Source organism: Tsuneonella deserti, from assembly GCF_014644315.1.
Lineage (GTDB): Bacteria > Pseudomonadota > Alphaproteobacteria > Sphingomonadales > Sphingomonadaceae > Tsuneonella > Tsuneonella deserti.
In genome coordinates this window covers 75,283-96,977 of sequence record NZ_BMKL01000001.1, presented here as the reverse complement: position 1 = coordinate 96,977, position 21,695 = coordinate 75,283, and the positions used below count along the sequence as shown (strand labels likewise).

Below are 21,695 nucleotides of genomic sequence, written 5' to 3'. Positions count from 1 at the left end.
AATCCGAGGGTTTTCCGCAGCTTTAGCCTGACCGCGGTCCGGGTCGGTGGGGCTTCTGGCGTGATTCATCGCCACGGTGGGCAATCGAGACTTTAGCCGTGGGCCCCGAACAGGTTGGCGATCGCAACTCCGATACGCAGGTTCAACTGGTGAGCCCAGTCGATGCGGTCGATGTAATCGCGGTGGATGGCGCCAAAGCCTTCAGTCCCCCGATCCGGATAATCGCCAGGTTCCTCGATGTCGAAATCATCCGCCCGCGCGGCCTGGGCCGGGTAGGCACGGCGAAGCTGTGCCAGGGCTTCGTCGATACGTAGCGTGAGGACCATCTCGATAACGTCCGTGCGGCTGATATCGTTGGCGCGGGCGAACGCGGGAATGCTGACGGCCTTGAGGAACATGTGCTGAAGCAACGCAAGACGCAGTGATTGAAGCACGCCGATCTCGCGCCGCACCTGCTCGCGCGCGGCGAACGTGTCATCCTCCGGGATCAGCGCGAGCAGTCGGTGAAGCTTGAGCGCGTCGACCCGCAGGCGCGAGGCAAGACGTCGGAAAACACCGTTCCGGTCGTCCTGCGTAAGATATTCGGCCAAGGCGGTGCAGGCCGGCGCAAGGTGCTGTTCCATTCCGCGATAGGTACGGCTGGCCCAGTAGGCCGAATTGAACAGCTCGCCGTACGCCGCCACCGTCTTGATGCTCGCGAGCCGGTTGGCCGCGCGCACGAGGCGGACCATCTGCCGGCCCCGCGCACTCGAGGCAAGCAGGCTGGCGATCTCGTCATAGACGCCTTCGGCAGCCGTCCCGAACCCGGCTATCACGTTTACCGGGTACCCGAGTTGCTGGAGGACGGCGTTGTGCGGGATGGCGCGGATCTGCCGCAGCGACAAGTCGCGATCGCCCGCAAGATCAGACTGGCGGCGCGATTTCCGGCTCCCCGTTTCGACCAGCATTCCGAGGCCGAACGCTGTGATCGCCCGGGCATAGGTCTTGCTCTCGAGATGCTGGTGCTGGTGCTCCTTGATCGCGCGATAGAAATCGAGGCTGAGGTCGGTCTGGCCATAGAACGGATCCCGAGCGGCATCGGCTTGCGCTTCGTTCGGCCGCAGAGAAGCGATGCGGGTCAGCGTCGCCAGTGCCAGCTCGGGCTTGGCGAACAGCAGGTATCCGTCGCCGCCCTGGAAGCTCGCCTCGGGTTCGAGCCGGATGGCCGCCTCGGCAAACCTTTGTCGCGCCCAGGGGCTGAGCGGCCATTCCAGCCGGTCGGAGAAGTTCGACGGGTGCGCGCCGCGTCCCATGCTCTCGCCATGCGTATTGAATACAAGCGCGGCGACATCGGTCAGGCCGTTCGATGCCATCGCCGCCGCCATGCGGCCCTGCAGGCGCTCGATCGCGAGGCTGGCCGGGATCTGCCCGACGAAACGTCCCGCATCTGAGAAGCCGGTCTGTATCGCGACCCGCCCGCGGCGACGGGCATAGTCGCGGTATGCCGGCTCGGCGAGCAGGGCGTCGAGCAGGCGACCACCGTGCTCCAGAGCGCTCTCGGTCTCCAGCAGGGGCGAGACGTCGACTTTATCCTCGATCCCGAACAGGCGCGCGAAATAGAGCGCGGCGAGCACCGTCGCGGGCTGCTCGCACTCCGCGATGAGCATTCGGATCGGCGCGTCCGCATCGACATGTTGAAGGATTTGCGCCATCGCCAGGAATTGTCGGATCGCCGTCGAACTTTCGATCGCCAGCGCAGCGAAATTGGATCGCAGCGGCTCTGCTTCCGCGAGCATCTCCCGCAGGGTTACGATGGCACCGCGGCTGCCGAGATCGATCTCCTCGTCGTTCGGCAGCCGCCGGCGGATGGCATTGTGAAGCTGGCTGGCGTTCACCCGGAAATGAATCCAGCCCATGCCGAGCCCGTCGGCGCGCATGGCTGCAGCAAGCGTCCGCAGCGCGGCGGCGCGCGCCGCATCGACGTCGGCGGCCTCGTCCTCCAGCTGTCCGATTATCGGTCCAAGTGACAACAGCTTGTCCGGATGGTCCGCAGTCAACCGATTGGCGGCGGCTGACACGGCGGGCGGATCGGTCAATTCGGCGGTGAAATCAGCCGCCCGCTGCTCGCTGTAATCAGCGGCGCGGCGGAGATGCCCGAGCAGCGGGTGCGCAGGATCGATCGCAGCAAGCGAGGTTGCATAACGCGCCAGCCGGGCAGCCTTCTCGGCCAGCCGGTAAGCCACCGAGGTGTGCCACTTGATATCGGTCCGGCCGTCCATGTCGTAGCCGACCCACGTCGCGAACCGGAACGGCATCGGCGAGAATTCGCGCCAGCGATCCGGCCATTCCCGGCTTGCGCGAACGAGCAGCCGGCCGACAATCAGGTCGCGCGCATCCTGGGCGCGGCCGAGCGCGTCCATCGCCTGCCGATGCTCGCTGTCGAGGGTGATCGGTGGACGTTCGGCGCGCACGGCGCAGACCGCATCGGAGTCGCCCTCAGGCTCGCTGGCGGCGCGGGCTACCGCGTCGGCCTGTGCAGGCGAGAGCAGAAAGGTCGGATGGGCAGTGAACACCGCGTGCAGCACGGGACGCGACCAGCGTGAGGCGAACTCGTCAAACGTCGCCTCCTGGGCGACCAGTCCCTCGAGAGAGTCCTCTGCGCCGGCCGGATCGACCAGGCAACGCAGGCGGTCGGCCCGGCTCTTGAGGGCGGTGCATTCCAGCTCACCAACCATTGCCTCGACTTGGTCGAGCGAAAGCTGCCCGCTCTCGATTTCACGCGAAAGATCGAGGGAGAGCTGGAACAGGGGGTTGAACAGCGGCGTCTCCGCGGTTCGCAGGTGGAGCGCCTGGAGCCGCTCGACCAGATCGGCAACCGTCTTCACCGACCCAAGGCTGCGGCTTGCCGGGCTAGCCGCTCCACTTCTTCGCGCTGCGGGGCGCCTTTCGGCGAAACCCAGCTTCCGCCCACGCACAACACCGGATCCAGCGCCAGCCATTCCGGCGCGCTGGCGAGGGTGATGCCGCCCGTTGGGCAAAAACGGACCTCGCCGAAGGGTGCGGCCAATGCCTTGAGCGCGGGCAGCCCGCCCGCGGCAGTGGCGGGGAAGAACTTGAAGTGCTTGAGGCCCAGATCGAGCCCTCGCATGATGTCTCCCGCAGTGGCGATGCCAGGGAGGAAAGGCACACCCGCCATCTTGGCCGCCCGGCCGAGCGGCTCGGTCAATCCCGGTGAGACGATGAATTCGCTGCCCGCCTCCAGCGCCTCGTCCAGCTGCGCGGCGTTGGTCACCGTTCCCGCGCCCACGATGGCACCGGCCACGTTCTTCATCGCGCGGATCGCAGGAAGCGCGGCAGGCGTGCGCATGGTCACCTCGAGCACCGGCAGGCCGCCAGCGACGAGCGCCTCGGCAAGCGGCACGGCATGAGCGGGATCCTCGATCACGATCACCGGGATGACCGGCGCGGTGCGCATGATCTGTTCGATGGCGTTCATGCGTGCTCCGATGCAAAGGCCGCCGCCGCGCCGAACAGGCCGGGCTGCGGATGGACGATCAGCTTGACCGGGATCGACGCCATCAGTTCGGCAAACCGTCCCTTCGCACGGAAGCGCTGGGCGAACCCCGATTGCAGCAGCGTGTCGCGAATGCGGTAGCCCAGGCCCCCGGCGATGACGACCCCGGCGAACCCGCCCTGGACCAGCGCCACGTCGCCGGCAACGCTTCCCAGCGACAGGCAGAACCGATCGACCGCGGCGGCGGCAAGGCTGTCTTCGCCGCTGGTGCCGCGGGTCCAGATCGAGACGTCGTCTTCATCGAGGACCGCGCGTCCCTCCATCGCGGCAAGCGTCTGGTAGATGTCGACGATCGCAGGTCCGGAGACGACCCTTTCGGTGGAAACCCGGTTGTGCCGCTTGCGCAGCCGAGTGAGCAAAGCGTCCTCGATGGCGTCCAGTGGTGCAAAATCGACGTGTCCGCCCTCAGTCGCCTGGACGCGATAAGTACCATCTCCCTCGCGTCTCAAGTGCGCGACGCCCAGGCCCGTGCCCGGGCCCAGCACGCTGATCGTGCCGGTCGGCGCGAGCGGGCGATCGGGCCCGGCAAGATGGAGAAAATGGTCATCGGGCGCCCGCGCCACTGCGTGCGCAACCGCCGCGAAATCATTGACGATCGTGAACCGTTCGACTCCCAGTTTTGGCTTCACGAGCGCGGGCCGGATGATCCACGGGTTGTTGGTGAAGCGGATCACTTCACCGCCTACCGGACCGGCGATCGCCATGCTCACCGCATCCGGCAGGGTTCCGCCGTTGCGCGCACGAAAATCCTCCCACGCCGTCTGAAAGCTCGCGTGATCTTCGGTGTGCAGTGTAACCGGTTCGGCGAGGGCGATCGTGCCATCGTCGGCCACCGTTGCGATCGCGAACCGCGCATGGGTCCCGCCGATGTCGACGGAGACCAACTCCATCACAGCCCCGCCGCAGCCAGCATCGCGCTCGCGCCATGCTCGGCCGAGTCGGCGCCTGCGCGGAACATCGCAAACAGCTCGCGGCTGGTGCCGTGCTGGCTTTCGCCCATCGAGGCAGGCTCGCGGCCTGCGAAATCCGCGCTTGTCGAGAGATTGCCGCTCTCCGCGCACAACCTGACGATATCGCCGTTGCGCAAGTACGCGAGAGGTCCTCCGCCGAGTGCTTCGGGCGTGCAGTGGATCGCCGCCGGTACCTTGCCGCTGGCGCCGCTCATTCTTCCGTCGGTGACGAGCGCGACACGGTAGCCGCGGTCCTGCAGCACACCGAGCACGGGGGTGAGCTTGTGCAATTCGGGCATGCCGTTGGCGCGTGGCCCCTGGAACCGAACCACCACTATCACGTCGCGGTCCAGCTCTCCGCGCGCGAAAGCCTCGGCGACATCGTGCTGGTCATCGAACACTGCGCAGGGCGCCTCGACCGTCCAGTGATCCTCGCTGACAGCACTGGTCTTGAAGCACGCCCGGCCGAGATTGCCTTCCACCAGCCGCATGCCGCCTTCGGGCGCAAACGGGTTCGCGGCCCCGCGCAGGATCGTCTCGTCACCGCTGGGACCCGGATCGCGCCAGGACAGCGTTTCCCCGTCGAGCCAGGGCTCGAGTGCGTAAGCGGCAAGATTCTCGCCGTGGACGGTCGTGATGTCGTGGTGAATGAGGCCGGCATCGAGCAGCTCGCGCACCACGAAGCCCAGACCGCCGGCAGCCTGGAAATGGTTTACGTCATCCGCGCCGTTCGGATAGACGCGCGCCAGCATCGGCACCACGCGGCTGAGTTCGGCCATGTCGCTCCAGTCGATGTGCACCCCTGCGGCCCGGGCAAACGCCGGAATATGGATCGCGTGATTGGTCGAGCCACCCGTTGCGAGCAGTCCGACGGTGGCGTTGACGATCGACTTTTCGTCAACGCACCGGGCGAGTGGGCGGTAATCGTTGCCCGACCGGGTGATCGCGGCGAGCCTGTGCACCGAGGCGCGGGTAAGCGCCTGCCGCAGCGGCGTGCCGGGGTTGATGAAAGCCGCTCCCGGGAGCGACAGCCCCATCAGATCGAGCATCATCTGATTGGAATTGGCGGTTCCATAGAACGTGCAGACGCCGGGCGAATGATAGCTCGCCGCCTCGCTCTCCAGCAGTTGGGCGCGGGTCGCCTTGCCCTCCGCATATAGCTGGCGGACGCGCTGCTTTTCCTTGTTGGAGATTCCGGTCGGCATGGCTCCGGCCGAAAAGAACATGGTCGGGAGGTAGCCGAAGCGCAGCCCGCCGATAAGCAGGCCCGGCACGATCTTGTCGCACATGCCGAGCATGGCCACAGCGTCGTACATCGAGTGGCTGAGACTGACCGCGGTCGCCATCGCGATCACGTCGCGGCTGAACAGGCTCAGCTCCATCCCGTCGGTGCCTTGGGTGACCCCGTCGCACATCGCCGGGGTGGCGCCGGCGACCTGACAGGTGGCCCCCACCTCACGCGCCCAGACCTTCATCTGGGGCGGATAGGCGCCGAACGGCTGATGAGCGGAAATGGTATCGTTGTAGGCTGTGACGATCCCGATGTTGGGACCGGCGCGGGCGGCGATCGATGGCTTGTCCTCGCCGGTGGCGGCAAAACCGTGGGCCAGATTGGAACATGCCAGCGCCACGTTGCGGTCCGCATGGCGGTCGCCTTCCCGCTCCATAAGGTCGAGATAGCTGCGCCGGCTATCGGCGGACCGCTCGGTGATGCGCTTCGTCACCCGGTGGACGGTGTCGTGCAGTTCACTCATGCCAGGTTACCCCGTCGCGTTCCGCGAGCGCGATGGCCGCACTGGGCCCCCAGTTGCCAGCCGGGTAGCTCTTGGGCTCGACCCCGGTCCGGTTCCACAGGTCACGGATGGCATCGACCCACTCCCATTGTGCTTCCACCTCGTCGCGCCGGACGAAGAGCGTTTGCTCCCCTTCGATCAGATCGAGAAGCAGCCGCTCGTAGGCGATGCGATGAACCGCCCCCGCCAGCGCATCGGGCATCGAGATGTCGAGCGGCACCGGGCGCAGGCGCAACCCGTCACGGTCGAGTCCGGGAACCTTGGCCATGAGCGAGAGATGGATGTTCTCTTCCGGCTGGATTCCGATCACCAGCCGGTTTGGCTGGGTCTTCGCGCCGCGGCCTTCGAAGATCGAAAACGGCACGCAGCGGAACTGGATGACGATCTCGGTCACCCGCTCCGGCAGGCGCTTGCCAGTACGCAGGTAAAAGGGGACACCCTTCCACCGCCAGTTGTCGACGTGCGCCTTGATCGCAACGAAGGTTTCGGTTGCGCTGCCCTTGCCAAGTTCGTCGTCGTAGCCGGGCACTGCCTGTCCGGAGATGGCGCCGGCGCGATACTGGCCGATGACGCTCTCTCCTTCCCCCACCTTGCGCAGAGAGCGCAAGACCTTGACCTTCTCGTCGCGCACAGCGGTCGCATCGAAGCTGGTCGGTGGTTCCATCGCCACGAGCGCGAGTAGCTGCAGCATGTGGTTCTGCACCATGTCGCGCAGCGCGCCGCTGTCGTCGTAATATGCGACACGGCTTTCCAGACCCACCGTTTCGGCCACGGTGATCTGAACGTGGTCGATGTAGTTGGCGTTCCAGATCGGTTCGAACAGCAGGTTGGCAAAGCGCAGGGCAAGGAGGTTCTGGACCGTTTCCTTGCCGAGGTAGTGGTCGATCCGGAAGATCCGGTCCTCGCTGAACGCAGCGGCCACCGCGTCGTTGATTTCGCGGCTGGTCTCGAGGCTCGTGCCCAGCGGCTTTTCCAGCCCGATCCGCACGTTGGCGCCAGTCAGCCCGGCGGACTTCAGCCCGGCGATGGTCGGCTCGAACAGGCTGGGCGCGGTCGAGAGGAATATCGCCAGCCCCTGGCCGGGCGTGCCGACCTTTCTTGCCAAGTCATCGAAGCCTTCCAGCGTGGAGGCATCGAGCGCCTGGTACGACAAGCGGTTGAGAAATTCCGCCAGCCCGCCGCGGCGCCCGGCTGGAAGATGCCTCTCCAGCGCTTCGCGGGCGAAATTGCGAAACCGGGCGTCGTTCATCTCCGACCGCGCCGTGCCGACGATCTTGAGTTCCGGCGCCAGCAGCCCGTCATGCGCCAGAGCGCACAGCGAGGGGAGCAACATCCGCTGCGACAAGTCCCCCGTCGCGCCGAACAGCAACAGGCGGTCGGCAGAGAAATTCATGCGGGAGAACCTATGCAGCGGGTGATGGAAAGCGTCTTCACCAGTAAAAACTACTCTCGGGCGTCGGGATTACCCTGCTTGTAGACCCGCACCCAGTCCACCTCCATCGCCAATTCGCCCATACGTATGCGTTCAACGGTTTCGGCCGGAACCCCCTTGTACGGCCGTTCGATCCCGTTGGTCTTGAACGGATATATCCCGCCGACTGCGAAATTCAGGATGACGTGCTGCGGCGTGTCGAAACGCCACTTGTCGTAGAATTCGACCATCTTGCGGGTAACGCGGTAGATCGGGCGCCCGTCGATTTTGAACACCACGCGATCGGGACCCCAGTCCGCCTCGTATTCGTGCCAGTCGGTTACATCGGTGCCGGGTGCGAAGAAATGCTTGTTCACCAGCGGCGTCTCGCCCGAATAGCCGGTGCCGTGCATGGCGACGCCCACCCAGTCACGCTCGCCGACGTACTCCATGATGTCGATCTCGCCGGTCTCGGGCCATTTGCCGTTACCAAGCAGCCAGAAGGCTGGCCACACACCGGTCGCGGCCGGCATCCGGATGCGCGCGACCGCCCGGCCATAAGTGAAGTCGAACTTGCCTTGCGTGTTGATGCGACCCGAAACGAAGTCAGCCTTGCGGCCCGACGGGGTTTCGAATCCCTGGCGGAAGCGTGGCCGCAACACCAGCACCCCGCTCGAAGCGCCCTCGACCGTTCCCGCAGGCAGAAAACCGATGGTCTCGGGACTGTCGAGGTAAGCCTGCTCTTCCTGGTTCACCCAGAAGTCGGGACCGACCACGTTCCACTTCGACCTGTCGAGCGCGCCGCTGTCGAATTCGTCAGCGAACACCAGGTGTTCCGAAGCACCTGGTTCCCCGGCCACCGATGCCGGCGGCGGTGTAACGCACCCCCCGACTAACGTGAGGGATGCGGCGGCAGCCAAACGAAGCATGCGGGACATGCGAACCGCCCCAGTTCGGGTTGAAGACAGCCGGCAACGCATAATCAGGCAGGCCTGCGCGCAAAGATGCCGAAGCCGGCGATCACCGCGTAGCAAACCGCCGGCAGTGTGAGCGCAACCGCCAGGCTGCCGGTAGCGTCGGCGATTGCGCCGAATGCGAGCGGAACGACGGCACCTCCGGCGATGGCTACGTTGATGATGCCCGATCCGTCGGCCGCACGCGCACCCAGCCTCTCGGAAGCCAGCGAGAAGATCGTCGGGAACATGATCGCGTTCATCAGGCCGACTGATAGCAAGCTGTAGCCCGCGATCGTGCCACTGCTATTGGCCGAGATCGTAACCAGCACGATCGCGCCGGCGGCGACCGTCGCGAGCAACAGGCCCGGACTGACCATGCGCAGAACCGCCGAACCGATGAACCGGCCTACCAGCGCACCGCCCCAGTAAAGCGGAATCAGTTTGCCCGCCTCCTGCTCCGCCAGGCCCATGACTTCGACCTGCATGAGGTAGCTCACGATGATCGAACCGATCGCCACCTCGGCGCCGACGTATAGGAAAATACACAGCGCTCCATAACCGAAGCGTGGCCGTTTCAGCAGGTCAAACCCGCCGAGCGCGGCAGCGGCTTCGTGCCGCTCCCCCTGCAAACGGTTGCGGAATGCGAAGACCACCGCCGCCACGACCGCGAGCGCGGCCGCAAGGCCGATGTAGCCGTGAACGATCGCCTGGCTTTCAGCGGTGCGGTAGGCATCGAGTTCCGGTCCGGAAAGCTGGTCGGCCGAGACGGTCGCCAGACTGCCCAGGATGAGGATCGCGCCGAAATAGGGGAAGATCGTGGTGCCGAGCGAATTGAATGCCTGCGCGAACGTCAGCCGACTGTGCGTGGTCCTGACCGGGCCCAACAGGCTGATCAGCGGGTTGGCGACGACCTGGACGATGACCACCCCGCTCGCGAGGACGAAGAGGGCAAACAGGAACAGGCCATAGACCGCGTATTGGCTTGCAGGGACGAACAGCAGGCACCCCGCCATCATCGTGAGCAGGCCGGCTACGGCGCCTCGCATGTAACCGAGGCGCTTGACCAGCTGGGCGCCCGGAATGCCCACGACTGCGTAAGCCGCGAAGAAGCAGAACTGGACCAGCATCGCCTGCGTGTAGTTGAGCGTGAACAGTTCCTTCAGCTTGGGAATGATCACATCGTTGAGCGAGGTGATTCCGCCGAAGATGAAGAACAGACCGAACACGAAGAACTGGAGGCCCGGAGCATCGATGTGCGTGCCATCATCGACAACGGCGTTCGGATCGGTGCTGGATGTCGTGTCGATTGCCAGTGCCATGTAATCTCCTCCCCCGCGCGGCCCTAAAACGGTCCGCGGCAATTCCCGTCGTTATCCTGCTGGATTATGCGCAGGTCCTGCAATCTCATCCTGAAGCCCGCCACGGCGGCGACTTCCAGCCCTTCCAACCTATCCGTGTCTAGGCATTGCAAGGGAATCCTGGCTTCGCGCCACCCCTTCCCTTCTGCGAGGGCAAATGTCGATGTGAGATCCACCGACGGACTGCATCCGTCGCACAGCGGCGAAATCGTAATCTTGCCGGCAGGTCGCTGATCGATGGAGAAACGAAGCCGCAGCGCGCTGGCGCGCCCGAAGGCTTTCGACGGCCAGCGCAGTTGTAGCTTGGCGGGGGCGAGCCACGTCAACTCACGTGCATCTTCCTGCGCCGCGGCGTCGAACGCCGTCGCGGTGAAACTCCCCTCACCACTGCGACCGCCCAGGTTCGGTAGCGCGCTGCCCGATACCGATGCGCTGACGCCTTGGACAAGGCCCTTGGCAAAGATCGCAAATCCTTCGGCGGAGCCGGCGTCGGTCACACAGGAAGTATCGAGGGTCGCCCCGGACGGGGGGCGGGCATAGCTGCCGCCAAAGCCAAGCGGAAACAGGATCGTCCTTCCATCCCCGCAATCGGCTGGCCACGCGAATGGCAGCGTGCCGGTGAAATCTCGCCTTGGCTTGCCGTCATTTTGAGCGACCAGGACATCTGCGATGCCCGAGCCTTGCGTGCCTGGCAGCCAGCCCGCCACGAACGCGTCCGAGGCTTCGAGTTCGGGGCTGGTGTAAAGCGGCCTGCCCGACAGGAACAGCGAAACTGTCGGGATGCCTCGCCCTTTCAATTCTTGCAACAGCACAAGGGGCTTGTCCCCCTGGGCGACGAAATCGACGTTCGGCCGGTCACCCTGGAATTCCGCATAGGGCGTCTCGCCATATACGACGATCGCCACATCGAACTGGCCCGCTGGCGCATCTCCGGGCGCCAGGACAACCGTCCCACCCGCCTCCCGCACGGCCTTTGCCAGTGCTTCCCAGACCGTTTGGCCGTTGGGAAAGTCCTTGCGTGTGACGTCAGTACCCTGCCAGCTGACAGTCCATCCACCCGTCTGAATGGCTATGTCGTCAGCAGCCGGCCCGACCACCAGAACTCGGGCACCTGGGCGTATCGGCAGGACCGAGCCCTTGTTCTTTAGCAGCACCAGCGATTTTGCGACTGCTTCGCGAGCGAGTGCCAGATGGGCAGGTGCGCCCACCGCCGAGGTATCTCCCCGCTTCACATCGCCTGCGAACAAATCCAGCTTGAATTTCACGCGCAGGATGCGCCTAACCGCATCGTCAATCCGGGCGAGCGGGATTTCGCCCTTCTTGGCGCTTGCCAGCGTACTGTCGAAAAGCCCCTTCCAGCTATCGGGTGCCATGAACATGTCGAGGCCGGCGAGTATTGCCTCCGGACAATCGACGGGTGTGCAACCCGGCACCTGGCCATGGCCGTTCCAGTCACCGACCACGAAGCCTTCGAAGCCCATGCGCTGCTTGAGCACCCCGGTCAGGAGGCTTTCGTTCCCGTGATTCTTGACGCCGTTCCAGCTCGAGAAGCTGGCCATGACAGTCAGCGCTCCGGCATCAATGGCGGCCGGGTAGCCTTGCGCATGCCGATCGATAAGCTCTGCCTCGGAAATCGCCGCATCGCCCTGGTCCGTGCCATTGCGGGTGCCCCCATCGGCAAGAAAATGCTTGGCCGTCGCCGCGACATGTTCAGGCGCCAGCGGGCGACCCGAGACAAGATGCCCTTGCAAGCCCGCGACCATCGCCGCGCCGTAGCGGGCGACGAGTTGCGGATCGGAGGAATATCCTTCGTAAGTGCGGCCCCAGCGCGTGTCTTGCGGGACCGCGAGAGTGGGCGCGAAAGTCCATTCGATACCGGTCCCGGCAACCTCCGCGGCGGTGGCTTCCCCGATCCGCCGGACCAGATCGGGATCGCGCGCCGCGCCCAGGCCGATGTTGTGCGGGAAGATCGTGGCTCCGGGAATGTTGTTGTGGCCGTGCACCGCGTCGACCCCGAAGATGATCGGAACGGCGATCCCATTGGCAGCGGGACGAAGAGAAGCGGCGCGAAAATCCCCGACCAGCCGCGCCCATTGTTCGGCGGATGCGCGTTCGTTTCCGTTGGGACCGCTGTTGCCGCCTGCCAGGATGCTGCCAAGGGGGTAATGCTCAAGATCATCGGGACTGATCGACCCGATGTCGGCCTGGATCAACTGGCCGACCTTTTGCTCCAGGGTCATGGTCTGGAGCAGGCGACCGATTTCTGCTTCGGTTGCCTGATCGCTGAATTCGACCGGACTATGCGCGGCAGGCCAGAGCGATGGGTTTGCGACCGCCTCCTGCACCTGGCCCGAAACCGAAACAGGCGCTGATGCCGTGCTCGACTGGACGCCGGCGCAGCCTGTCAGCGTGAGCGCTGCAAACGCCGGGATCCCCAGCCCGCGCAACCACCGTGCAACCACGCAGAATTCTCCCCTCACGTCCCTATGGGAACGTTATCATTAAGCGCTGTGGTGACAGTTTCGGCGCAGTAAGGCAAGCGCGTAAGATGGACCGCCGCCGTTGGCTTTCCGATGCACTCGGCGGGTCAGCCAGTCGGACGTGCTGGGCCCGTGGATTCACGCGGAACAAGATGGCCGGGGACGACTTCCGGCCCATGTGATGGCTCTCCTCGCGCCGCGGCAATCAGGAGCTCAACAGCTTTCGCAACGGTTTCCGCAATGGGCTGATCCACCGCGGTCAGAGGGGGCTGAATGAAGCGGACCACCGGGGTATTGTCGAAGCTGACGAGAGACAGGCTGCCGGGGACATCCAGCTTCATATTGCGCGCAGCTTCGAGTGCTGCGAGCGCCATCTGGTCGTTACTGGCGATGATGGCGGTAGGCCGAGGATGGAGCGCGAGCAGCCGGTTAGTGGCTTCGATACCAGACTGATAACCGAAATCACCTTGGACAAGCAGATCCTCACAAGGGAGACCCGCATCGGCCATCGCAGCCCTCCAGCCATCAACCCGCCAGGCGCTGAGGCTATATTCGGGCAAGCCGGCGATGAAGCCGATCCGCCGGTGACCAAGCCCGATAAGGTGCTCGGTCGCCTCGCGGGCCGATCCGGCATCGTCCATCGTGACCGAGAAACCGGGCCCGTCGCCGGCGGCGCCGATTCGGACAAAGGGAATGCCGTGCGATTCCAGCAGCTGGCAAATCTGGGCGTTTTCCGAATGGGGAGGCGTAAGGATCACTCCATCCGGCTGGAGTGCGCCGATGGTGGTTGCGAGTTCACGCTCGATCTGGTCGCTGTGCGTATCGACGAGTTCGAGAATCAATCGATAGCCGTGCTCTGATGCCTTGAGCATTCCCCCAAGCAGCATCTGGTTGACCCAGTCACCGCCCTGCCGCGCCTTCCAGTCGGCGATCGTGCGATCGCGGTCATTAAGAACGAGGATCAGATAGGATCGCCGCCCGCTGAGCCGCTGGGCCGCGATCAGCGGCACGTAGCCAAGCTTGTCGATCGAAGCCTGTACCCGGGAACGAGTCTCCGGGCGCACGTTGGGCTCATTGTTGATGACCCGGCTGACGGTCTGCAGCGAGACTTTCGCATCTGCTGCGACGTGCTTGATCGTGACCCCCGCCCGCCGCCGGCTCATCGTTGAATTCCCTCGAATGCCCCTGCCCTCGAAGACAATGGTGTAGCTCTGTCGCCGGCGATTAAAACCCTGAAATCCTTGCCGGCGACCGACCGGTGTAGGGGGCTGCTGCGGCGGACCAATTCAGGAAATGCGGTAATCGTCACATGCGCCTGCCTGAGCAGCCCGCGTTGCCCTGTTGCCGCGAACATCGTCCGCCAATGCGCCAGGCCGCAAACAACATGGGCCCCCGCGTTGGCAGGGGCCCATTGGTTTATAAAATGGGACCTGGTGATCCTCAGAATTCGAAGCGTGCCAGGAAAGTATAGCGTCGGTCGTTCCGGAATGCCGATCTGGTGACCCGGGTGCCGTCGAAGTCGATCACCTGGCTGGTGCGGGTGACCTCATCGAGAAGATTTACCCCCTGTACCCCGACTTTGATGTGCGGGGTTACGTCGTAGAACAGCGATGCGTCGAGTTGCCCGGTTGCCTCGCCGTAGATTGGCGAGAACGGGAAGATCACATCGCGCGGGGTTTGCAGGAACTTTGAGCGCCAGTTGTATGCTGCGCGCGCCGAGAACCCGTATTTCTCGTAGAACAGGACCGCGTTGACCGTCTGCTTGGAAATGCCGACCAGCGGCAGACCGCCCGCAAACGGACTTTGCTGCGCGCCCAGCGTAGAGTTGCCGAGGTCGGAATCGACGTAGGTATAGGTGAACTGGCCACCCAGACCGGAAAGCGGACCAGGCAGGAAGTCCCACGTCTGCTGATAGGCGAGTTCAACTCCCTTGATCTTGCCTTCGTCGACATTGACGGGCCCGTTTACGGCCACCTCGGTGGTGACGCCGCTCGGGCTGGTGAAGGTGCGAACCTGCTGCCCGAAGTTAACCAGGCTCTTGAGATCCTTGTAGAAACCCGCGACCGTGATCGAACCAACGCGGTCGAAATACCACTCGACCGAAAGGTCATAGTTCCATGACTGGATCGGTCGCAGGAGCCGGTTGCCCGTGAATACCTGGAACAGCGGGCCTGTGGCGAGCGTACCCCCGGCCAGCAGGTTTCCGGTGTTTTCGAAGATTTGTCCGCCGGTCGCGAAGGCGTTCATGTCGGGACGGGAGATGGCCTTGGACGCCGCTACCCGGAACAGCAGTCCATTCCCGACATCAAGCTTCGCGTTGAAGCTTGGCAGCCAGTTATGGAACGTGATGTTGGAATTGTCGGGCACGACCTCGCCGGTGAACACCTCTGCGAACTCGGCCTGGCGCGCGGGCGACAAGCTGCAGTAGCCCGGTGCCGCCTGCCCAGGCTGAACTGTTGCGCACGATGCGGCGATTTCCTCCTGGGTGACGGTCCCGTTGTTGTCCTTGTCGAAGAAAGTGGGATCCGGATAGGCGATCTGGCCGCCGGTCTTGTACTCGGTCTCGGCATAGCGCAGCCCGATGTTGCCGCTAAGTTCCATCCCGTTGCCGAATTCGCTGCCGAAATCGACCTTCAGATAGGCGGCATTTGTGCTTTCGCGCACCTGGTTGATCTCACCCGGTGTCCAAGGCAGGCCAGGCACCACGTTGCCGCGATCGGAAATCTGGTGCCATGCATTGGGAGTCAGGGTGAACGCAGTGATCTCGTCGGCCTGCTGTTGCGTGAGGCCGCTGAGGTACTCGGCAACCTGGTCGTCGCCGCCGAAGAAGAACGCAGAACCGTTACCAAGGGGAACTGGCACCGCGCCACGCTGGAAATCGTTTCCGAACGGGTTCTGGACCTGCGCATAGTTCGGGAAATCGGCGACGTAGGCGCCGCCGCAACCGAAGGCCTGGAAGTCTGCACAGTTCCAGTTGCCGCCACGCCCGGTCCATGGCGCACCGAGGTTGCCCCAATTGGAGAAATTGGCATTGCGCGTGACCCGGTTCCGATCGCCCCAGCGCGCACCGAAACTTACCGAGCGGAGGAATCCCGTGTCGGACAGGTCGTAGTGCCCGTCGGCCCGAACCGTCAGGAGGTCCCCTTCGTTGTGCACCTGGTTGTCGATCAGGAACCAGTAAAACGTCTTGCTGGGATCGTTGAAGTAGCCTGCCGGAGAATCCGTGGTCGACGGCTGCAGGAACTGTACGATGGGGGTGTTGCCCGAAGCATCGATCTTGACGTCGGTATAGGTTTGCATGGCCGAGATCAGGCCCTGCTCGGTCCGGTCAGAGTCGATGTACTGGACCTCGGCATTGAAGTGCAGCCGGTCGGTCGGTGAGAGCTCGATCCGCAGCGACATGTCCTGCGTCCACGCGGCGTCTTCGCGCTGGAAGCGGAGGATTTCGGTAGGGATGCCGCGGCCGCCGTTGAACGGCTGCGCCTGCGTCAGGGTGCCGGTCTGGAAAATTCCGTTGTCGTCGAAGGTCCAGGTGTCCGCGGGAATAGGGAACAGCCCGTCGTCGTTGACGAGCGCGAGGATCGCGTGCTCGTTCAGCCGCGCGTCGGTCTCCGCGCGCAAATATTCGGCGGTGACCTTCGCGCTGCCGTCGAGGCTCTCCCACTGAAGGACACCCGAATAGGCCTTCCGGTCACGCTCGAGATCGGTCGTGCGCACGCCGGCGCCCTTGGGGACAATGACCGATCCGGCCGGCGGGAAATTATCCGGATCGAAATTGAAGTCGCCCGAAATCCCGCCAGAGCCGACCGGCTGGATGCGCAGGCACGGCCCATCAAGGGACGGCTGGCGATAGCACGGATCGGTAATCTGCGAGGCATCGGTTCGGGTGCGCAGTTCCGATTGCGCATAGGCCAGCTGGATACCGAACGTGCCGATCGAAGTGTCGAAGGTGTTTGAAGCGAGCACCGAGAAGCCCGGCGACCACTTCCTGGCAAGATCGCCGTAGTTGGCTTCCGCCGTGCCCGCGATATGCAGACCGCGCCTGTCGAGCGGCTTGCGGGTGACCAGGTTGACCGTACCGGAAATGCCGCCTTCGATCATGTCGGCGGTGACGTTCTTGAACACCTCGATGCGGCCGAGCAACTCGGGCGACACGTCATTGAACGACAACTCGCGTCCGCCGTTCGCCGAGAAGATGTCGCGCCCGTTCAGCTCAGAGCGGACGAAGGGCAAGCCCCGGATGATGACTCCCGAACCCTCGACCGAGAACCGGTCGGGGTCGTCGCGCTGCTCGAAACGGCTGACGTTCACGCCAGGCACGCGCTGGAGCGCCTCGGCGACCGAGCGATCAGGAAGAGCGCCGATGTCCTCGGCCGTGATCACGTCGACTACGGTGTCGGCGTCTCTCTTGATGCCCTGCGCGGATTCGAGCGAGGCGCGGAAGCCGGAGACGACTATCTCGCCATCGTCTCCATTGTCCGTCTCGTTTGTGCTGGCCTCAACCGTCCCCGTGGTTGACTGCTTTGCCTGGTTAGGGTCATCGACCTGGTCGGCTTCCTGCGCCATGACGGGGCCGCCGAGTACCGCAGCCATTGCAATGGCAGACGCGGCGCTCAATACCCGGATGCGCCGTGAACCAACGACGAAACTCGCGCTGCGTACCGCCAATCTACCCTCCCCTGATGACTGGTGGCGGATTTAGCTTTTCGCCCCAGATTGCCCCCGACATATCCGCTCTTGTTAGCGTTCACAAGCGAGAATATGATCGTTCACATAGGCGGCCGACAGTAGTCATGGCGCGCCCGAACATGCAGGGTCCTGACCATGGCTATTAGACGCATTGTGATCGTCGGCGGCGGTACGGCGGGGTGGATGGCAGCCGCCGCACTATCGCGACTGAAGGCGGGGCACGACCTCTCCATCGAGCTGATCGAATCGGAGCAGATCGGCACGATCGGCGTGGGCGAAGCGACCATCCCGCCGTTTGTCCAGTTCAACAAGCTCCTGGAAATCGACGAGCGCGAGATGCTCGCGGCGTCCAAGGGCACTTTCAAGCTCGGCATTCAGTTCGTGAACTGGGGCAAGCAGGGCCATAACTACTTTCATCCGTTCGGTGCGTACGGCTACGAAATCGACGGCATCTCCTTCCACCACGTGTGGCACAAGCTGCGGAGCGAGGGCGATCCGCGTCCGATCCAGGTGTTCAATGCCGAAACAATGGCGGCAATGTTCCAGCGGTTCGCCCGCACGGCCGACGATCACCCGGCCGATCTTCCGCCGATCAACTATGCCTATCACATCGACGCCGGACGCTATGCCGCACTCCTGCGCAAATATGCGGAGGTGCGCGGTGTCGTGCGGCGCGAAGGAATGGTCGTGGACGTGGCGCTCGACGGCGAGAGCGGGTTCGTGCGTTCAGTGACGATGAACGACGGCCAACACATCGATGGCGACCTGTTCGTGGACTGCTCGGGATTTCGCGGCCTGCTCATCGAGCAGGCGCTCGAGACGGGATATGAGGATTGGAGCCACTGGCTCCCCTGCAATCGCGCCGTGGCGATCCCGTGCAACCGCGACGATGGCAGCCCGCCGGCGCCGTACACTCGCTCGACCGCCTGGAGCGCGGGCTGGCAGTGGCAGGTCCCGCTCCAGCACCGCAACGGCAACGGCCACGTCTATTGTGCCGAGTTCATGGAGAACCAGGAAGCGCTCGACATCCTGCTGGCGAACCTCGCAGGAAAGCCGTTGGCGGATCCGAATTTCCTGCGTTTCGTCAGTGGACGGCGCAAAAAGTTCTGGAACCGCAACGTTGTGGCCATTGGCCTTGCGGCCGGATTCATGGAGCCGCTGGAATCGACCTCCATCCACCTGGTCAATACCGCCATCACCAAGCTCGTCTCGGTCTTGTCGCTGGATGGAATCACGCCGACGCAGGAGAATGCGTTCAATCGCCTGAGCGGGCGAGAGTATGACCGGATCAGGGACTTCATCATCCTGCATTACAAGGCGACATCGCGTGACGATTCGCCGTTCTGGGATTACTGTCGCAACATGAGCATTCCGGACACCCTCGAGGAAAAAATCGAACTGTTCCGTCAGACAGGGCAGGTGTTCCGTGAGGAAGACGAGCTATTCACCGAAACCAGTTGGGCGGCCGTGATGATGGGCCAGGGGATCGCGATGGAGGGGCACAACCCGATGACTGACCGGTTGGGTGGCAGCGACCTCAAGCGCGAGATCGACGGTATCGAGCAGTCGATCCGCTACATGGTCAACGCAATGCCCGCCCACGAACAGTTCGTGAAGGCCTATTGCCCCGCGGACGTCTGATTTCACGCAGCTCCATCCGCCCTGGCGACCCGGCGCCGGCACCACGTTCATGAGCGGGCGGGGCGCGCAGGGGCGCTCGCGGGAGGCCTGGACGTTTCCACTCGCCTATCTTGGCACTCACATTGCCTTCATGCCGCTGCTGGTGTTCCTGCTGCCACGGAGGGTGGAAGCGATTGCGGGTCCCCAGTCGGCTATCGTGCTGAGCTGGCTGCTCCTCGGCGGGGCCATCGTGGCCAGCGTGGCGCACGTGGCCGGCGGATACCTGGGCGACCGTTGGTTCGCCGCCTACGGGGATCGTCGGGGAATAATCGCGTTCGGGGTCATGGCTCTTTTCGCCAGCTTCGTCATTCTTGGGCTGGCCGACACAGTTCCCCGGCTCGCCGGCGCACTGGTGTTCTTTCAATTCGCGCTCAACCTCACGTTCGCTCCACTGGGAACGCTGCTGGCCGATTATACCCCGGATGCATCGAAGGGCACCGTCGCAGGAATGCTGAATGCAGCCCTGCCGCTGTCGTCCGCGGCGACCGCGTTGTTGGCATGGCAGTTTCCGCAGGCTCCGCCATCGGCGTTCATCGCCAACGGCATCCTGGCCGCCGCCAGCATCGCACCATTGCTGCTCTTGTGGAACTTTCGCCCCGCCCCGGGAGAATCCTCGGATCTGCCCTGCCCGACCGGCGGATCGGCGCTTTCCATCGGCCGCGACTTTGCGTTGGCGTGGATGGCGCGCTTCCTCGTTCAGCTGGGTTCGGCGTTCGTGATCGGGTTCCTGTTCCTGTTGATTTCCCACAACGTCCAGAGCGATGGGAACTGGGCGGGCGGGCGCAGCGCGAGCGGGGCGATCGCCGTGCTCTCGCTCGCAGCGAGTGCCGTGGCGATCGTCGGCGCCGTAGCAGCTGGGCGCTTATCCGACCGGATCGGCGCCCGTCGCTGGCCGCTAGCGGTGGCTGCAGCCGGGGTGGCAACCTGCCTTGCGCTGTTGGGCGCCGGGACGGCTTGGCCGGTTTTCCTGGGGGCCTATGCGCTGTTTCAACTCGCCCTGTCCGGTTTCCTCGCCATCGACCTGGCGCTGGTAGCGCAGCTCATCGGCCCAAGCTCGAGGCGGGGAGCCCTGCTCGGATTGATGAACCTGGCCAACACGATCCCGGCGGTAGTCGCCCCGGCGATCGCGCTCGCTTCGCTGCGGATGGATATGACAGGTAGCCGTATCGAGCTGTTCTTTTCGGGTTCGGCCGTGGCCGCGCTGCTTTCCGCAGGGCTTATCCTCGCAATCCGGCGCGTAAGATGACCCCGAGGCCAGAGCCCGGCTTATTCCGCTTCGAGCTCTCGTAAGCTCCGGCCGCGGGTTTCCCGTCCCGCCCAAGCAATCATTCCCGCAGAGACGGCCGCCGGCACAATCAATACGGCAGCGGCTCCAACCAGAGTGGGGATGAAGCCGGCAAGGGCCGCCAATTGGACTCCGACGCCGCCGAACTTGCTGCTGCCCGCCACCAGTCCAGTCGCGCGACCGCGCATGCCCAGCGGATAGTTCTCCGCAGTATAAGGGAGCAGTACCGCGATCGTCCCGTTGGTGCCGACGATCAGGACCGCGATGACCGCTACAAGGACAGGTTCCTGCGACAGCCACGGGGCCGGCAGCAACGCGCCCACCAATCCCGCCGCCGTCAAGACGATCATCGCAACAAGGGTCCACTTGCTGCTGACCTGCGCATACAGCCAAGCGGCAAGTGCAATCGTGGGCAAGGCCAGGAGCGACGATCGGGCAAGAATGCCACTCGCTACCTCGACGCTATAACCGCGCGTGGCAAGATCCGTCGGAAGCCATAGTAGCAGACCGAAATTGACGAGGCTCCAGCAAAGCGCCGCTATCACGAGCGCAGTGATCAAATAGCGGTGTCCCGGCTCATGGGAAGCGCCCGTGTGCGCCTCCGCCACGGGGCGGGGAACTGGCTGGAGACCGAACTTGCGCTCGAGATCCGCAAGCTCCTCCAGGCGCCCCTCCTCGTCCAGGAAACGAGGCGATTCGGGGATCATGCGGCTAAGCGCAAGCAAGAGCAGCGCCGTCGGAAAACCCTGGAGCCACAACGCCCGCCATCCGAATATCGGTTCGATCAGGAGTGCCGCGCCACTTGCCGCGAGGTAGCCGCCAATCAAGCCGGTGCCGCCGACGAGAACGAGCACCCATGAGCGGTGCCGGGGCGGCATGATCTCGGCAAGCAAAGCGTATACCACCGGCAACATTCCGCCCGCGGACGCGCCCATCAGGAAGCACATCACAAGATTCCAGCCGAACGCCGGCATCGCGCCGCAGATCGCGGTCGCGGCGAACAGGATGGTGGACAGCATGATCGCCACCCGCCGTCCGAAGGCATCGGCGATCCAGCCCCAGAGGAAAGAGCCGATCGTCGTGCCCAATAGCGCGACGGTCGGCAACCATGCGGCCTGGCTTTGCGAGATGCCATATTCGGCAGTCAGGCCAGGCAGCACGAACCCGAGTGTGGCCGGCTTCATCACGTCGATGACCAGGCCCAGTATCAGCACTGCAACCGTGGCCGCGTGCCATCGATTGAGAGGCGTCCTATCGGGCGCTTCGAAGCTCGTGCGCGCAAGGTCGCCGTGAATGGGCCTGCGAGCGGGCAGCGCGCCATAGGTTGCCAGCACCGCGCCCACGGCGATCAAGCCCATGCCTGCGAGCATTCCGCCGTCCATGGCCATTCCGACGAGGTGATTGCCCATGCGGTGCGCCATCGCCAACATTGGCAGGTGCAGAAGCACACCCAGCGAAATGGCCGCCGATCCGCCCCAAAACGCTGCCGTCCGCTTCCGCACTCCGCGGGCCTGTTCTGATAACGCTATCATCCAAAATC

The 21,695-nt window shown here is 64.2% G+C and carries 13 protein-coding genes; 2 read left to right on the top strand and 11 right to left on the bottom strand.

The window, feature by feature from the left end:
- Nucleotides 1-92: 92 nt before the first annotated feature.
- The 10 genes from IEW58_RS00410 to IEW58_RS00365 all read right to left on the bottom strand — a co-directional run bounded on the left by IEW58_RS00410 (nt 93) and on the right by IEW58_RS00365 (nt 17,094).
- Entirely contained in the window at nt 93-2,864 is a 2,772-nt protein-coding gene (locus IEW58_RS00410) for a phosphoenolpyruvate carboxylase (RefSeq protein WP_229658350.1), read from the bottom strand.
- Nucleotides 2,861-3,475, bottom strand: a complete 615-nt coding sequence (gene eda, locus IEW58_RS00405; RefSeq protein ID WP_188643320.1) for a bifunctional 4-hydroxy-2-oxoglutarate aldolase/2-dehydro-3-deoxy-phosphogluconate aldolase — start codon at nt 3,473-3,475, stop codon at nt 2,861-2,863. Before eda ends, IEW58_RS00410 begins: the two co-directional genes overlap by 4 nt.
- The gene (gene glk, locus IEW58_RS00400; RefSeq protein WP_188643319.1) at nt 3,472-4,443 is read right to left on the bottom strand and encodes a glucokinase; all 972 of its coding nucleotides are present in this window, start codon (nt 4,441-4,443) and stop codon (nt 3,472-3,474) included. The genes eda and glk overlap by 4 nt, the downstream gene beginning before the upstream one ends.
- Entirely contained in the window at nt 4,443-6,257 is a 1,815-nt protein-coding gene (edd, locus tag IEW58_RS00395) for a phosphogluconate dehydratase (protein ID WP_188643318.1), read from the bottom strand. The genes glk and edd overlap by 1 nt, the downstream gene beginning before the upstream one ends.
- On the bottom strand, nt 6,250-7,689 hold the full coding sequence (gene zwf, locus IEW58_RS00390) for a glucose-6-phosphate dehydrogenase (RefSeq protein WP_188643317.1): 1,440 nt from the start codon (nt 7,687-7,689) through the stop codon (nt 6,250-6,252). The genes edd and zwf overlap by 8 nt, the downstream gene beginning before the upstream one ends.
- Before the next feature lie 50 nt (nt 7,690-7,739).
- Complete coding sequence (locus tag IEW58_RS00385) at nt 7,740-8,534, bottom strand: glycoside hydrolase family 16 protein (protein WP_229658349.1); 795 nt, start codon at nt 8,532-8,534, stop codon at nt 7,740-7,742.
- 155 nt (nt 8,535-8,689) lie between these two features.
- Entirely contained in the window at nt 8,690-9,982 is a 1,293-nt protein-coding gene (locus IEW58_RS00380; RefSeq protein ID WP_188643315.1) for a sugar MFS transporter, read from the bottom strand.
- Between the two features lie 23 nt (nt 9,983-10,005).
- Complete coding sequence (locus IEW58_RS00375) at nt 10,006-12,483, bottom strand: glycoside hydrolase family 3 protein (RefSeq protein ID WP_308419243.1); 2,478 nt, start codon at nt 12,481-12,483, stop codon at nt 10,006-10,008.
- Nucleotides 12,484-12,608: 125 nt separating this feature from the next.
- Nucleotides 12,609-13,664 (bottom strand): LacI family DNA-binding transcriptional regulator, encoded by a 1,056-nt coding sequence (locus tag IEW58_RS00370; RefSeq protein ID WP_188643314.1) that lies wholly within the window; start codon nt 13,662-13,664, stop codon nt 12,609-12,611.
- A 277-nt stretch (nt 13,665-13,941) separates the two neighbouring features.
- Entirely contained in the window at nt 13,942-17,094 is a 3,153-nt protein-coding gene (locus IEW58_RS00365; RefSeq protein WP_188643313.1) for a TonB-dependent receptor, read from the bottom strand.
- 231 nt (nt 17,095-17,325) lie between these two features.
- Between IEW58_RS00365 and IEW58_RS00360 the strand changes: the two genes are divergently transcribed.
- Nucleotides 17,326-18,831 carry a tryptophan halogenase family protein gene (locus IEW58_RS00360; protein ID WP_188643312.1) on the top strand — a complete coding sequence of 502 codons (1,506 nt, stop codon included), beginning with the start codon at nt 17,326-17,328 and terminating at the stop codon, nt 18,829-18,831.
- Between the two features lie 49 nt (nt 18,832-18,880).
- Entirely contained in the window at nt 18,881-20,116 is a 1,236-nt protein-coding gene (locus IEW58_RS00355; RefSeq protein WP_188643311.1) for an MFS transporter, read from the top strand.
- A 20-nt stretch (nt 20,117-20,136) separates the two neighbouring features.
- Here the strand turns inward: IEW58_RS00355 and IEW58_RS00350 are convergent, their stop codons facing one another.
- Nucleotides 20,137-21,576 (bottom strand): MFS transporter, encoded by a 1,440-nt coding sequence (locus IEW58_RS00350; RefSeq protein WP_229658348.1) that lies wholly within the window; start codon nt 21,574-21,576, stop codon nt 20,137-20,139.
- Between the last annotated feature and the right edge of the window lie 119 nt (nt 21,577-21,695).